Consider the following 15,342-nt stretch of genomic DNA (forward strand, 5'->3'; position numbering starts at 1 on the left):
AAAATGCTATATTTGTGAATATTTATTTTATTAATTTGATAAAAAAGGCCAGTAAATGAATAGTGGCCTAGATAAGATTATTGAGTCTGTTTAACTGAGCTCTTTGACTTAGATACCATCTCTTTCGATAGGGCAACTCATACAGCGCGCGCCGCCACGACCACGGCCTAGCTCGTTGCCAGGAATCGTTAGAACTTCGATACCCGCTTTGTCGTATTTCTCATTGGTGTAAACATTACGTTCATAACCAATCACGGTACCTGGTTTCACTGTCAGTACGTTGTTTGCGTCATTCCACTGTTCACGCTCAGCTTCGTAGTTATCACCGCCGGTTGTGATGATCTTCAGTTGATCAAGGCCTAGCGCGCCTTCAATCGCTGACAGGTAGTTTTCAGCTTTCTCGACACGCATTTCGCCATTTTCTTTTGGCGTTAAGCGCCAAGTGTCTAGGTCTTTACGCACGATCTCTGGATAGACAGAGAACGTGTCGATATCCATGTGTGTCATCACCGTATCAAGGTGCATACAAGAGCGGTGTTTTGGTAGATCGATCGCAATCACTTCGGTAGCTTGGCCTGATCTAAATAAGCTAGCCGCTAGGTTTTCGACACCTTGTGGTTTAGTACGCTCTGAAATACCAACCAGTACCGCACCTTTACCGATAACCAGTACGTCACCGCCTTCAATGTTAGCGTTGTCGTAGTGAAGGTCTTCATCACCAAAGTACTTAATGAAATCTTGGCCTGCGAACACTGGGTGCCAGCGGTAGATAGCACGCAGGTGGTTCGTTTCACGTTGACGTGCAGGCTTCATCATCGGGTTAAGCGATACACCGCCATAAACCCAGCAAGAAGTATCTCGCGTAAATAGGTGGTTAGGCAGTGGCTCGATAACGAAATCGAGTGGTCGATGCATTTTAGGCAGCATCGATGATGATTTGATAGGAAGCTCAGAGTAGGCCAAGCCACCGAGTAAGATCGTTGCTAGATGCTCATTATCCATTTGAGCAAGGTAGTTTCTTAAGTCACGGGCGAAAGTCGGCCCATAACGGAAATCTGAGATTTGAGTATTCAGCAACCACTCACGAGCCTGAGATACGGCAAGCGTTTCTACTAGCAGGTCATGCAGCAGTAGTACTTCTACGTCTTGGCTGCGCAGCGTTTCTGCAAAGGCATCATGTTCTTCACCAGCGGCTTCAACGGCAAGTACATCATCAAATAGAAGCTCATGACAGTTTGAAGGGGTGAGGTGGGTGAGTGCTCTTTCAGGTCTATTTAGGAGAACTCGTCTCAATTGACCGACTTCGGAGCCAACGTACAGCTTACTCATTTTGCATCCTTACTATTAATCCAGCGTCTATTTATGACAAGCTTGTCCGTAATATGCAAGTTTTGTAGATTGAGTTAATACAAGGTATTTGGGTAATAATTGGTCATAAAACCTGTGATTTTTAAGTTTATACAGATTAAATTCCAACTAACTGGCTATCGAGCGGAACAACGTTTTTGAGGATCTATGCTCAATTCGTGGCTTGTTAAAATTGAATTTTGCTTATTAATCGTGATTTTTTATTCACTATTATGCACTTTTTGATAACAAGCTGAGGATTTATGCACCCCAAAAGCGGTTTAGCGTATGCACCTAACGTGACTAATCACGCAAGTTTTATTCAATAAGCCCTAAAGTGGCCACAAAAACGAAATGCTAAAATACGGCGTAGTTAATAAAATGTTGAAAATTTGTTTCTGTGATTTTGATTTCACTTTTGAATTGATATTGGCGCTGCGATCTCGCGATAAACTTACCTTTCTAGGCCTGATCTGGGTGGCTTTTCTGGACGATCCGTGCCATATTTCGTGGCAATCAAATTTGATCTTTTCATAGTCAACACTCTGGAGCAGACACATGTCTCACGAAGATGAATATCTATCAGTAGCGGAATTAATTGAATTTCAAAAGGAAGAGACTCGCGACATCATTACAGCATTAATTGAAGATGGTAGCGATCCTGAAGCTCTATACGATATCGAGCATCACCTATTTGCTGAAGATTTCGATGTGCTTGAGAAAGCGGTTGTTGAAGCATTCAAAATGGGCTTTGAAGTGCTTGAAGCTGAAGAGACAGAAGACGAAGATGGCAATAAGCTACTTTGTTGTGATGCAACGATGCAATGCACTCTGAATGCAGAAGCGATTGATGAGCAAGTTGAGAAGCTTGTAAACCTTGCAGAGAAGTTTGACATTATCTACGACGGCTGGGGCACTTACTACGAAGGTGAAGATGCTATCTACCCAGACGAAGATGATGAAGGCGAAGAGTAATTCTTTCCCAATTTTAAAAAATGCCAGCCTCGAGCTGGCATTTTTTTACCCTCAGAAAAATAAATGTCTTTATATGCATTCATTCATTATAATGCGGTCAAAATTGATCTAGCTCAAGGAATGATATGCGGTTGCTTCTCGATGGTCTTTGGCAAATTTCGCCACTGACGGATCTCTCTATCCCACAAGATGACATCACCTTTCCGGCTCCGTTAAGCTCAAAGCTCCCTGATAGCTTGAGTGAAAGTCAAATTGCAGAGCAAGAGTGGCACCTGATGCACGACATCGAAGTGGATGACGCTATGTTAGCGTGTCCATTTGTTGAGTTAGTGATGGCTGGAGTCGATTATTTTGCTGAAGTTCGACTTAATGGTGTGGCTGTTTTTGATTGTGATGGTAGCCAAGCTGAATACCGTAAAGATATCCGTCCTTATATGCAGTCCGGCCGAAACCGTTTCGAGATCCTTTTCCTTGAAGAAGAGGAGAGCCTATTGCTTGAAGAAGACATGGATGACTCTGTATCTTCACAGGCTATCGCTAAATCTGATTCACGCATCGGGATTTGGCAAGCGCCATACCTGCAGTTCGTTCGAAACGTCAAGCTAGAGCAAGTTGTCACAGAGCAGATCTGGCACCACGGTGGTGGCTGTGAGTTTAAAGTGGATGTTATCTATCAAACGCTAAAGGCGGGGTTAGTATCGGCATCCATCAAGTTTAATGGTATGACTCTCGTGATGCCGATTGATGTACGCGCTGAACATACTGGCGTCGTGTTCCAGGTCGAAGCTCCTATCATTTTTGATATTGAGAATCCTAACCCCAAGTATCTATACCCATTAGAAGTGGTACTTGATGGGCAAGAAGAGAGTTCTTTTGTTGCCTTGAACCCAACTTCTTGCGTCAGTAACTTTCTACGTTAACTCCGTATATATTAGCGTTATCTTCTTTCGCTATAGCGGCGCATTCTGCTTATAACGACTTGGCCATGACAACCTCACAAGCGTCGTGGCCTGTTTCTCCCCAAGCTGACTCAAGATGCTCAAACCCAAGCTTCTCATAGAGTTTGACCGCAGCACCCAAGCACTTCGTCGTTTCTAAATACATGTGTTGATACCCAAGTTGCTTGGCTTGCTTTAAGCTCAAAGCGACAATTCGCTTGGCTAGGCCATGCCCTCGAGTTTGCGGTAAGAAGTACATCTTTTGTAGCTCACACACATTGGGTTTACCTGCTAGAGGGGCAAAGCCACCGCCTCCGACGATCTTTCCGTTGTGTTCGATAACCCAGTACATTGCATTCGCTTGGCTATAGACAGAGTACATATCATCGAGTGTTGGGTCGGCTACGCCATAACCTTTATCTTCTGTGAGTCCATGCTCAGCCGAAACTTGGCGAATGATTTGTGCGATGCTTGGGTTGTCTTGCGGTGTAATGGGTCTAAGGGTGAACTCAGCAATTTGTTCCATGATCTGCCTATGAAAGGGTCACTAATATGTGACCCAATATATGGTGACTAAGCATGTTGGTGCAAACAGAATTGTTGTTGTGCCATTTGGTCGCCTGATTTACGTAACCAGACTTTCTCGTGGAAGTAGTAAGCAACGGTATTTAAAGTTGGCTCTAGCAAAGCCATCACGCCGCCTATGAAAGCATCTCCAGTCAACAAGTAGACAACGGTAAAGGCAACACTAAAGTGGATGGTAGCAAAGCTTGCTGTTTTTAATTTGGTCATCCACTGGCGAGCTTTAAGAGCTGGAACTTGAGCCCACGCCTTTTCATGAAAATAGAAGGCAACAGTATTCACAGAGGGCTCAATCATAGCGATTAAGCTACCAATTAAGATGTCGCCTGTTAGTACATAAGCGACACTAAATGCGATAGTAAAATGTAATGCAGCAAAGGTTAGTGTCTTTTTCATGATAATTACTCAGTCGTTGTGTTGTTTTGATAGCTCTATTATTGAGAATTATTATCATTAAGTATAATGGGAAGTAGAGATTAATTTGATAGATGAAACCTATCAATCAGTGCGGCTAGAGTGAGAAGCATTGGAATATTGGAATCAGGGACATAAAAAAAGGCTGGTCACCAAGACCAACCTTTCTATTTAGACCGAGAAGTTTGAAGCCTTCTCGTTCACTCGGTTTTAAAGCGCAGCGATTGTCGCTTTTTGCTCTTCAAGCTTAACAAGAGTTTCCTTGTAGCCTTCAAGCTTTTCACGCTCTTTCGCGATAACTGCTTCTGGTGCTTTAGCAACGAAACCTTCGTTACCTAGCTTACCTTCGATACGTTTAATCTCGCCGTGAGTCTTAGCGACTTCTTTATCTAGACGAGCAAGCTCTGCATCTTTGTCGATAAGACCCGCCATTGGGATCATCAACTCAGATTTGCCAACCAGTTTAGTTGCACAAGCAGGAGTCTCTTCACCATCAGCTAGAACTTTAATATCGTCTAGCTTAGCTAGAGAAGTAAGAACGATCTTGTTCGCTTCGATACGAGCGGCATCTTTCTCATCAGCAACCTTGATCATTACTTCTAAGCCTTGGCTTGGTGCAATGTCGTATTCCGCACGTAGGTTACGGATAGCAGTGATGAAAGTCTTAACCCATTCGATGTCGTCAACGATCTCAGCATTGAAGTTAGCTTCATTAAACTGAGGAAGCGCTTGAGTCATGATTGTCTCGCCTTCAACGCCGTCTACTAGCGGCTTAACGCTCTGCCAGATAGATTCAGTGATGTAAGGAAGAACAGGGTGAGCAAGACGCAGAGTCTTCTCAAGAACCGTGATAAGCGTGTAACGAGTCGCTTGTTGTTGAGCTTCAGTACCTTTCCAAAGAACAGGTTTAGTTAGCTCTAAGTACCAGTCACAGAATTGGTTCCAGATGAATTCGTAAAGCGTGTTTGCTGCCATGTCTAGACGGTAGTTGTCTAGGTGAGCATTAAACTCTTTCGCTGCAACTTCAAACTGAGACTCAATCCACTTATCGGCTAGAGAGAATTCCATGTTTGCACGGTCTTCTACAGACAGTGACATGCCACAGTCGTGCTCTTCTGTGTTCATCAGTACGTAACGGCTTGCGTTCCATAGCTTGTTACAGAAGTTACGGTAACCTTCAAGACGCTTCATGTCCCAGTTGATGTCACGGCCAGTTGAAGCCATAGCAGCAAGAGTGAAACGCAGTGCGTCAGTACCGTAGGGTTCGATACCGTTTTCGAATGTTTTACGTGTGTTCTTTTCGATCTTAGCAGCCAGTTTAGGTTGCATCATGTTGCCACAACGCTTCTCTACTAGCTCTTCAAGGCCGATGCCGTCAATCATGTCGATTGGGTCAAGTACGTTACCTTTCGACTTAGACATCTTATCGCCGTTTTCATCACGGATAAGACCTGTCATGTAAACAGTTTTGAAAGGTACTTGAGCCTTGCCATCTTCGTCTTTCACGAAGTGCATGGTCATCATGATCATACGAGCAACCCAGAAGAAGATAATATCAAAACCAGATACTAGTACTTCAGATGGGTGGAATGTTTTCAGTGCTTCAGTATCTTCAGGCCAGCCTTGTGTGCCGAACGTCCAAAGTGCAGAAGAGAACCAAGTATCCAGTACGTCGTCGTCTTGCTTAAGCACAACAACAGGCGCTAGGTTGTTCTTTTCACGAACTTCTTCTTCAGTGCGACCTACGTAAACTTTACCATCGTTGTCGTACCATGCTGGGATACGGTGGCCCCACCAAAGTTGACGAGAGATACACCAGTCTTGCACGTCACGCATCCACGCGAAGTACATGTTTTCGTACTGCTTAGGTACGAATTGGATTTGACCATCTTCAACCGCTTTAACTGCAGGTTCTGCAAGAGGTGCTGTGCGCACGTACCATTGGTCAGTCAGCATTGGTTCGATAACCACGCCACCACGGTCGCCGTAAGGGACAGTCAGGTCGTGATCTTTGATCTCTTCAAGAAGACCAAGCTCATCGAATTCAGCAACGATAGCTTTACGTGCAGAAAAACGCTCCATACCTTGGTACTTAGCAGGGATACCTGTTGAGTAAACATCGCTTTCTTCGCCGTTAGTCGTGAAGACTTCAGCAGCATCACGGATATCAGCATTGAACGTTAGGATGTTGATCATCGGTAGGTTGTTGCGCTTACCCACTTCGTAATCGTTAAAGTCATGAGCTGGAGTGATCTTCACACAACCCGTGCCTTTTTCCATGTCTGCGTGCTCATCGCCTACGATAGGGATAAGACGGTTTACAACAGGAAGTAGGATTTCTTTGCCGATAAGATCTTTGTAACGAGGATCTTCTGGGTTAACAGCAACACCAGTATCGCCAAGCATGGTTTCAGGACGAGTAGTCGCAACAACGATGTAGTCTTTACCATCTGCCGTTTTAACACCGTTCGCTAGCGGGTAGCGGAAGTGCCACATGAAACCTTTTTTGTCTTTGTTTTCAACTTCAAGATCCGAGATTGCAGTGTGCAGTTTAGGATCCCAGTTTACTAGACGTTTACCACGGTAGATTAGGTCTTCTTCGTATAGACGAACAAACACTTCTTGAGTCGCAGCCGATAGGCCGTCATCCATAGTGAATCGTTCACGATCCCAATCTACAGATGCACCAAGACGACGAAGTTGTTGAGTGATCGTGCCACCTGATTCGCCTTTCCATTCCCAGATCTTGTCGATGAAAGCTTCACGGCCGTAGTCGTGTTTTGTTTTGCCTTCTTCGGCAGCAATCTTACGCTCAACAACCATTTGAGTTGCGATACCAGCGTGGTCAGTACCCACTTGCCAAAGCGTGTTTTTGCCTTTCATACGTTGAGCACGGATAAGCGTATCCATGATCGTATCTTGGAACGCGTGACCCATGTGTAGGCTGCCAGTGACGTTCGGTGGCGGGATCATGATGCTGTAAGCTTCTTTTGATGTGTCACCGTGTGGCTTAAAGTAGCCTTTCTCTTCCCAAGTCTTATACAGAGCTTGTTCGATTGATGTTGGGTTGTATGTCTTTTCCATAGTGCTCTTAAACGGATACTGTGAATGGTTAATCGTGGTCAAACTTCATAAGTGAAGCTTCTTGAATCTAAATCCAAAGATAGCTTTAACTATGAGGTTTGACTATGGATGTTGAATCTCGATAGTTTGTAGCTGATATCTAGCTTGACGGTAAATTTTATACCTTTCTCGAGCGAGTTGCTTAGCTTTTTCTTCGCAAGGGACGAAGTCTATCACCTGAGCAAAGGCGTTCGCAAAGGTTGTATGATTATCGGCCAGATTAATTACTAGCTGACGATTCCAATTATGTTTTACGCCTTGATAGCCAATTTCGATGTTGGTTGAATACTTCGGGCCTTCGCCAACCAAGTTGTGCGCAATAAAATCACAGGGTTCGACTTGCCAGAAAACTTCAGCAATACGCTCGGCATGCTCTTTGTCATTACAGTTGAGATAAAGTTTAGCGCCTTGTTTTGCAAAGTGCTGAGCAAGAAACAGCACATAGTGAGCAAAACCATCTTCGCTGGCTTGCGGGCTGTCTGAAGGCACAATGTAAAATGTAGCTGTCTGCATACTTAATACTCGAACTGAAAATCGTGGATATCAATGTTACTTGGTTAACAGGGTCTAACAAATAGCGCTTATTAAAAAAGGGCCCGTAGGCCCTTTTTATTATTTTGAAGATTGCTCTTCAGTCTCTTGGCCGCTGCGGTTCAATAAGAATTGGACTAGCATTGAGACAGGACGACCTGTCGAGCCTTTCGCTGCGCCTGACTTCCAAGCTGTACCAGCACTGTCGATGTGTGCCCAGTGGTACTTCTTAGTGAATTTAGACAGGAAACAACCAGCAGTGATTGTGCCGCCAGGACGGCCACCGATGTTCGCCATATCAGCGAATGGGCTGTTTAGCTGCTCATGGTACTCGTCTGCCATTGGTAGACGCCATGCACGGTCACTTGCTTGCTCTGAAGCATTAACAAGTTCGTGAGAAAGTGGGTTGTGGTTCGATAGAACGCCACTGATGTGGTGACCTAGAGCGATAACACATGCGCCAGTTAGCGTAGCAACATCGACAACACAGTCAGGTTCAAAACGCTCAACGTAAGTTAGAGCATCACATAGAACCAAGCGACCTTCAGCATCAGTGTTGAGTACTTCAACCGTTTGTCCTGACATTGTCGTTAGGATATCACCTGGACGGTAAGCATTGCTGCCCGGCATGTTTTCACAACCGGCTAGGATACCAACCACGTTAATAGGCAGGTTCAGCTTAGCCAGTGCTTTCATTGTACCGAATACAGACGCCGCACCACACATGTCGTACTTCATCTCATCCATGCCTTCACCAGGCTTAAGCGAGATACCGCCTGAATCGAAAGTCAGACCTTTACCTACTAATACAATCGGCTTCGCATCTGGATCCGGAGCGCCTTTGTATTCCATGATAGACATCATCGATTCATTTTTAGAGCCACGGCCAACTGCTAGGTATGATGTCATACCCAGTTTTTCCATCTCTTCTTCGCCAATGATCTTAGTCTTCACTGTCTCGTAATCGTCGGCTAAACGACGAGCTTGAGAAGCAAGGTAAGCAGGGTTTGCGATGTTTGGTGGCATGTTGCCTAGATCTTTAGACGCTTTTACACCTGAAGCAATAGCAAGGCCGTGAGAGATTGCTTTCTCACCCAGGCTCAATTCGCGACGTGTTGGTACATTGAATACCAATTTACGTAGTGGGCGACGAGTCTCTGGCTTGTTGCTCTTGAATTGGTCAAATGTGTAAAGACCATCTTTAGTCGCTTCTACCGCTTGGCGAACTTTCCAATAAGTGTCGCGACCTTTAACGTGAAGTTCTGTAAGGAAACATACAGCTTCCATAGAACCTGTTTCGTTTAGTGTACTGATGGTTTTTTGGATAATTTCTTTGTATTGACGCTCGCCTAGCTCACGTTCTTTACCACAGCCTACCAGTAGAACACGTTCTGAAAGTACACCAGGTACTTGATGCAGTAGTAGCATCTGGCCAGGTTTACCCTCTAGATCACCGCGACGAAGCAGTGAACTAATGTAGCCATCGCTAATCTTATCTAATTGCTCGGCTACTGGAGAAAGGCGGCGCGGTTCGAATACACCGACAACGATACATGCGCTGCGCTGTTTCTCTGGGCTGCCACTTTTTACACTGAACTCCATGCGTACTCCTACATCCTGAAGACAAATCGAACTAAATGTTAGATAATGGGTTCTTACTTGTTGGATCCTATAATGGAACTAACCTTAAAGAAGAACGCTAACACTTAGCTAAAAATTTAAAAAAATAAAAGGTTCAACGGGAAATTATAGTGATTCAATCAAAAAAACAAGTTTTGTATAGGTAATTTGAGCGTGATTATTGTTAGATATTTGATCCGCGAGACAATCAAGAGCCAATTTGCGATCTTTTTTGTTCTCTTTCTCGTGTTTCTCAGCCAAAAATTCATCAGTGTTTTAGCGGATGCCTCTGATGGTGATATCCCTGCGAGTCTTATATTGTCGATTGTTGGCTTAAATATGCCAGCGATGGGCCTATTGATGCTTCCACTCAGTATCTATATTGGTATTTTGCTTACTTTTGGCCGCCTTTACGCTGAAAGTGAAATAGTGGTCATGAACGCCACCGGTATCGGTAATAAATTCCTGATCCAATCTGCGCTTTACCTCGCTTTAATTACGGCATCTGTTGCAGCCTTTAACTCATTTTGGTTATCTCCTTGGTCACAAGACAAAGTTGAACAAATGTATGAAGAAGTAGCTGCAGAGAACAGCGTTGATTTGCTACCAAAAGGTAAGTTTGAAGGTACGCCGGATGGCTCTTCTGTCGTGTTTATTGATGATATCGACGGTAATAAGTTAGAAAACGTGTTCGTAGCTCAAATGCGTCCGCGTGATTCTGTACTGCCAAGTGTGATGTTCTCGAAGTCAGGTGATGTAAAAGAGCTCAGTGATGGTCGCCAAGTGATCGTAATGTACGATGGTACTCGTCATGAAGGCATTCCGACTCGCCTCGACTACAGGGTGACGCACTTTGAAGAATACGAAGGCCTGATTGGTCAGCGTGAAGTTGAGAAGAAAGGTCGAGACTGGGAAGCGATCCCTACGCTTGAACTGATTGGTAACTCAAATAATAGTGCGAAAGCAGAGTTGCAGTGGCGTATTTCTTTGGTACTTTGTATTCCATTGTTGACCATGCTTGTCGTGCCACTGTCTGCGGTAAACCCTCGACAAGGTCGTTTTGCGAAAATCGGCCCAGCAATACTGATTTATCTCACCTATTTCTTAGCAATCAGTGCAACCAAGTCTTCAATCGAAGAGGGGAGCATTCCTGCGGTAATCGGCATGTGGCCAATCAATGCGTTATTGTTATTTGTTGCGATTGGTGCCAACTTTATGGATAGCGTGCCAGTAAGGCGTTTGAAAGAAAAATTCAAGAATAAGAGGTTGGCTTAAGCCGTGTTTAAGATTCTCGATTTATATATAGGCAGAACCATCATCGCAACGACGTCACTGGTATTGGTGACGTTTGTTGGTCTCTCTGGGATCATCAAATATGTAGAACAGCTAAGAAAAGTTGGCCGTGGTACATACGATCTATTACAAGCGCTGTATTTCGTTTTATTGAGTATCCCTCGTGATATCGAAATGTTCTTTCCAATGGCTGCATTGCTTGGCGCATTGATAGGGCTTGGTATGCTTGCTGCAAGTTCTGAGCTTGTCGTTATGCAGGCAGCTGGTTTCTCTAAGTTAGATATCGGCCTATCAGTACTTAAAACAGCTATTCCACTGATGATCGTGGTGACATTGCTTGGTCAATGGGGAGCACCGCAAGCGCAGAAAATGGCTCGTGATTTAAGAACTATCTCGATTGCTGGTGGTAATATTATTTCGACGCAAAGTGGTGTCTGGGCTCGTGATGCCAATGACTTCATCTTCATTGTCAAAATCGATGACCAGAAGCTATATGGAATGAACATGTGGCGCTTTGATGAAAACAAGGCACTTAAAACCGCTATTTATTCTGACGAAGTTGATTACGTTGGAGACAACGTGTGGACGATGAAGGATGTAGAGATCACGTCTTTTGAAAACGAACTTCAAATTACTAAAGAAAGTTTACCGACTTACTCTTGGGAAACGTCATTAGCTCCAGATAAGTTGGCGATAGTAACGGTTAAACCAGAAGAGCTATCGTTAAGTGGGTTGTATGATTATGTTTCTTATCTGAAGGCGTCAGAGCAAGATGCATCACGCTATGAATTGGCGCTGTGGAGAAAGATAACCCAGCCAATTTCGATCGCGGTTATGATGTTGATGGCACTGTCGTTTATCTTTGGTCCTTTGCGTAGTGTGACCATGGGTGCGAGGATTTTGTCAGGTGTTATTGCTGGCTTTACCTTCTATATATCCAGTGAGTTCTTTGGCCCAGTGAGTTTGGTTTATCAAATACCACCCGCCTTTGGCGCAATAGCCCCGAGCGTGGTGTTCCTTGGAATTGCCATCATGCTCTTGAGGCGGAAACTGTAAATAGTAAAAAGGAAGGCATAACGCCTTCCTTTTTTGATCTTGATTGGAGCTAACTTAAATCACATTATCGTGCTTGTGGTAACACAACGACTTCGGTCTTTGCCCAGATATCGTGAAAGCCACGCTTTTTTGGATCGAATGGAACACATAGGTTTGCCAATCCAAAACCTGAAGTACCTAAACGAATCAGCGCCTGAGTTACTGTGATCGCTGAGCCATCTTTGTTTTGAACGCGCAGCTTCCAAGCTCTCATGCCGAGAGTTTGACCAGCTCTAGTCCAGAAGAACACGAAGAAATATACCCAAACGGCGACTAAGTAAAAGGTATATGCAGGGCTCCAAATCGGATGGTTGGTTAAGAAGTCACTAACATCGGCATAACCGCTGTGGTTAAAAATGCCGAGAGCCATGAGCGCGTGCAGTAGAGCGACAATGACGCCAGCCGCCAACATTTCAATAGCGATTACGATCAGAGCGTCGTAGAACAAGGCACCATATCGGCGCATGACTCCTGCTGGTGGCAGAGTGTTTGTTGATGTCATGTGTTATTACTTCTTTAAAAATTGAGGCGTCAGAATATAGTTTAAGGCTTAGCCTGAAAAGAGACATGACGCACAGCTTATGACTTAGTGGCGAAATTATCGGCAAACACACATGAATTCAAGTTTTTATACTTGCCACATCAGTTCGCATACGTATAATGCCAAACATCGAAAGGGCAATGCCCCAAGATAATGCCGGTATGGTGAAATTGGTATACACGACGGATTCAAAATCCGTTGCCTTCGGGCGTGGCGGTTCAAGTCCGCCTACCGGTACCATATTTAAATGACAAAGCCTCGACGAAAGTCGGGGCTTTGTTGTATCTGGGATATAGGAAGCGTTGCCTTCGCGGTGGCGGCAGGAATGCCTGTCCAATCAGTCCGCCTACCGGTACCAAACATAGAAAGGTCGCTTTGGGCGTTTGTGAATTTTAAATCCAGCGTGTCGGCTTGGATGCAAGCCCAGTCAAGTCACCTACCGGCACCATATTTAAATGACAAAGCCTAGATGAAAATCGGGGCTTTGTTGTGGGGTATAGGAAGCATTGCCTTCACGGTGGCGGCAAGAATGCCTGTCCAATCAGTCCGCCTATCGGTACCAAACATAGAAAGGTCGCTTTTATAGCGACCTTTCTATGTTTTGGACGTATGTGAATTTGAAATCCGGCGTGTCGTTGCAGTTGCTCTTCAATCAGACAGATCTTGATGTTTCACTCCTAAATCTCATAATTTCCCTTCGCTATTCGATCTGATAATGAATTAATTATCTTAAATCATGATGTTACCTGTCATTCTCTTTTCTATTGTCTATGTTTAAAGGACTAACAGAGGAGATAGATATGCTGACAGTAACCCCTTACTTGTTTTTTGATGGTCGTTGTAATGAAGCGTTGGATTTTTATCACAAGTGCTTTGGTGGTGTGGTTTTATCTAAGCAGCTTTTTAGTGATGCACCACAGGTAATCGAGGGCGCTCAACCTGATTGGGTTATGCATGCTGAGTTCGAAGCGTTTGGTATGAAGCTGATGATGTCTGATGGTGTTAAGGCAAAAGAACTTGAAGGCAACAATCTCGCTCTCTCTCTTGTGACTGAAGATAGCGCGACTCAAGAACAAATCTTTGAAAAGCTCAAGAAGGGAGGGCGGATAATGACTCCACTCGCAGATACTTTTTGGGGGGCTCGATTTGGCAAAGTAGAAGATAAATTCGGTATACGCTGGATGGTGCACTGCGACTCTTTAAGTTGAGCCTGTGAAATTGGATAGTGAAATTGCTGCTTGGTTTTATTAGAATTATAAATAGAGATTAATCATCAATATTATATATAAAAATGGGCAGCATAAAGATTACCGTAGATCGCATTCAGCCCGGTCTGCATATACGACTCCCCGTAAAATGGAATGAACACCCATTTTTATTCAACAGCTTTAAAATCAAAGATGACGCTCAAGTAAAAGTAATTCGACATCTTGGGATTAAGCACGTCTATATAAACCTGAGTCAAAGTGATACCTCACCTTTACCTGTTAATCACGTAGGTGAACAAGAAGTCGATATTGATTCACAGGTAAGCCTTGAAACGGAAAGAATGTGGAAAGATAAGCATGAGCGTATCGAAACCCTTAGCTCTTACCGCCGCAGGGTGAGTCATTGTGAGAGAGAGTTTGAACGTTCGCTTGCTCGAATGCGATCTGTGATGACCAAGATCCGTAACAGACCTTTAGATGCGGTAGGGGAGGTTAAGGCTCTTGTTGATGATATCGTTGAAACTCTAGTGAGCGATGATAACGTCACCTTGCACCTTATGAATGCTAAAGCAGATTTCGAAGATATTTACTTTCATACTCTAAATGTTTCGGTTGTTGCACTGATGATAGGAAAGGCCAAAGGCTATAACACACAGCAATTGAAAGACCTCTCATTCGCAGCGTTGTTTCACGATGTAGGCAAGATCAAAATACCAGTCGCGATACTAAGAAAGCAGAGTGCACTAACGGTGCCAGAAGAGAACTACCTGAAGCTTCATACTAAATACGGTGCGGATATTGTATCGGCAATTGATGACTTTCCTGAAAGTGCTAAAAAGGTGATCGCTCAACATCATGAGATGAATGATGGTTCTGGCTACCCCGAGGGCTTAAAAGAACATGAGATTGATGAATTTGCCAAGATAGTCGCCGTGGCTAATGCATTTGATAACCTTTGCCATGGTAAAACGCAATCTCAACAAATGATCCCGTATTTGGCACTGTCCCACCTATATAAGAGCTGCAAGCATCTATATAGCCAAGATAACTTGGGGCTGTTAGTTAAGTTCATGGGAGTCTATCCACCAGGAACTGTAGTACAGCTTTCAAATGACTCGATTGGGATTGTGATATCCGTTAACGCTAAACATATGCTTTATCCAAATGTACTTATCTATGATCCTAGCGTGCCAAGAACCCAAGCTCCGATCATTGACCTCTTTATTAAAGAGATCAAAATCGTTAATGCCGTTCATCCAAGCAAATTACCTGAACAAGTTCGAGAGTATCTAAACCCTAGGGCTCGTTTATCTTACTTTTTTGATAGTGGAGAGTAGTTATCCACAGGTCGTTGTGGGTAATTTGTTCGAAACTTGGGGTGAAAGTGGTATAAATAAGCCCTTGGTTGAAATGTCTTCGCTTAACCTCTTTTTTTAATAAAAAACGCATTTATTGCTTGCCAATATGAGCGGCATCTCTATAATGCCGCCTCACTGACACGGCAGACGCCACAAGGCTTCAGCGAGAAATGTTAGTAAGGCAACTAGCTTTAAGCGATGATTCGCTTCTACTTTTAGAAAGTAGGAATTAATTCCAAATAAGTGTTTGACACTGAGAATTAAATCGCTAGAATGGCCGCCTCTTCCGAAGTGATGTAAGTCACAACGAAGAGAAG

At 44.0% G+C, this 15,342-nt stretch carries 13 protein-coding genes and 1 tRNA gene; 7 read left to right on the top strand and 7 right to left on the bottom strand.

What is annotated here, in order from left to right; all coding sequences use genetic code 11:
• Nucleotides 1-108 precede the first annotated feature (108 nt).
• The gene (gene arcA, locus AB6D58_RS11855) at nucleotides 109-1,329 is read right to left on the bottom strand and encodes an arginine deiminase (RefSeq protein WP_017058929.1); all 1,221 of its coding nucleotides are present in this window, start codon (nucleotides 1,327-1,329) and stop codon (nucleotides 109-111) included.
• A gap of 576 nt (nucleotides 1,330-1,905) precedes the next feature.
• Here arcA and rraB point away from each other — a divergent pair.
• Together rraB and AB6D58_RS11865 are read left to right on the top strand one after the other, a co-directional pair.
• The gene (rraB, locus tag AB6D58_RS11860) at nucleotides 1,906-2,322 is read left to right on the top strand and encodes a ribonuclease E inhibitor RraB (RefSeq protein WP_017058930.1); all 417 of its coding nucleotides are present in this window, start codon (nucleotides 1,906-1,908) and stop codon (nucleotides 2,320-2,322) included.
• Between the two features lie 125 nt (nucleotides 2,323-2,447).
• Nucleotides 2,448-3,242, top strand: a complete 795-nt coding sequence (locus tag AB6D58_RS11865) for a glycosyl hydrolase 2 galactose-binding domain-containing protein (protein ID WP_017058931.1) — start codon at nucleotides 2,448-2,450, stop codon at nucleotides 3,240-3,242.
• A gap of 49 nt (nucleotides 3,243-3,291) precedes the next feature.
• Here AB6D58_RS11865 and AB6D58_RS11870 read toward each other — a convergent pair whose 3' ends face one another.
• From AB6D58_RS11870 to pepA, 5 genes are all read right to left on the bottom strand, one after another.
• Nucleotides 3,292-3,786 carry a GNAT family N-acetyltransferase gene (locus AB6D58_RS11870; RefSeq protein WP_017066666.1) on the bottom strand — a complete coding sequence of 165 codons (495 nt, stop codon included), beginning with the start codon at nucleotides 3,784-3,786 and terminating at the stop codon, nucleotides 3,292-3,294.
• Nucleotides 3,787-3,833: 47 nt separating this feature from the next.
• Nucleotides 3,834-4,238: a DUF2061 domain-containing protein gene (locus AB6D58_RS11875; protein ID WP_017058933.1), complete on the bottom strand. Its 405-nt coding sequence runs from the start codon at nucleotides 4,236-4,238 to the stop codon at nucleotides 3,834-3,836.
• Between the two features lie 228 nt (nucleotides 4,239-4,466).
• Entirely contained in the window at nucleotides 4,467-7,340 is a 2,874-nt protein-coding gene (locus AB6D58_RS11880; RefSeq protein ID WP_372136556.1) for a valine--tRNA ligase, read from the bottom strand.
• A 102-nt stretch (nucleotides 7,341-7,442) separates the two neighbouring features.
• The gene (locus AB6D58_RS11885) at nucleotides 7,443-7,892 is read right to left on the bottom strand and encodes a DNA polymerase III subunit chi (protein ID WP_017066664.1); all 450 of its coding nucleotides are present in this window, start codon (nucleotides 7,890-7,892) and stop codon (nucleotides 7,443-7,445) included.
• A gap of 99 nt (nucleotides 7,893-7,991) precedes the next feature.
• Entirely contained in the window at nucleotides 7,992-9,512 is a 1,521-nt protein-coding gene (gene pepA, locus AB6D58_RS11890; protein ID WP_017058936.1) for a leucyl aminopeptidase, read from the bottom strand.
• 192 nt (nucleotides 9,513-9,704) lie between these two features.
• Between pepA and lptF the strand changes: the two genes are divergently transcribed.
• Entirely contained in the window at nucleotides 9,705-10,805 is a 1,101-nt protein-coding gene (gene lptF, locus AB6D58_RS11895) for an LPS export ABC transporter permease LptF (RefSeq protein WP_017058937.1), read from the top strand.
• 3 nt (nucleotides 10,806-10,808) lie between these two features.
• Complete coding sequence (lptG, locus tag AB6D58_RS11900; protein ID WP_017058938.1) at nucleotides 10,809-11,879, top strand: LPS export ABC transporter permease LptG; 1,071 nt, start codon at nucleotides 10,809-10,811, stop codon at nucleotides 11,877-11,879.
• A 64-nt stretch (nucleotides 11,880-11,943) separates the two neighbouring features.
• Here lptG and AB6D58_RS11905 read toward each other — a convergent pair whose 3' ends face one another.
• Nucleotides 11,944-12,420: an RDD family protein gene (locus AB6D58_RS11905; protein WP_372136557.1), complete on the bottom strand. Its 477-nt coding sequence runs from the start codon at nucleotides 12,418-12,420 to the stop codon at nucleotides 11,944-11,946.
• 194 nt (nucleotides 12,421-12,614) lie between these two features.
• Between AB6D58_RS11905 and AB6D58_RS11910 the strand changes: the two genes are divergently transcribed.
• From AB6D58_RS11910 to AB6D58_RS11920, 3 genes are all read left to right on the top strand, one after another.
• A tRNA-Leu gene (locus AB6D58_RS11910) sits at nucleotides 12,615-12,699 on the top strand.
• 560 nt (nucleotides 12,700-13,259) lie between these two features.
• The gene (locus AB6D58_RS11915; protein WP_017058940.1) at nucleotides 13,260-13,667 is read left to right on the top strand and encodes a VOC family protein; all 408 of its coding nucleotides are present in this window, start codon (nucleotides 13,260-13,262) and stop codon (nucleotides 13,665-13,667) included.
• Between the two features lie 83 nt (nucleotides 13,668-13,750).
• Complete coding sequence (locus AB6D58_RS11920; RefSeq protein WP_017063746.1) at nucleotides 13,751-15,004, top strand: HD-GYP domain-containing protein; 1,254 nt, start codon at nucleotides 13,751-13,753, stop codon at nucleotides 15,002-15,004.
• Nucleotides 15,005-15,342 lie beyond the last annotated feature (338 nt).

It is taken from the genome of Vibrio sp. 10N.239.312.D08 (genome assembly GCF_041466145.1).
Taxonomy (GTDB): domain Bacteria; phylum Pseudomonadota; class Gammaproteobacteria; order Enterobacterales; family Vibrionaceae; genus Vibrio; species Vibrio crassostreae_C.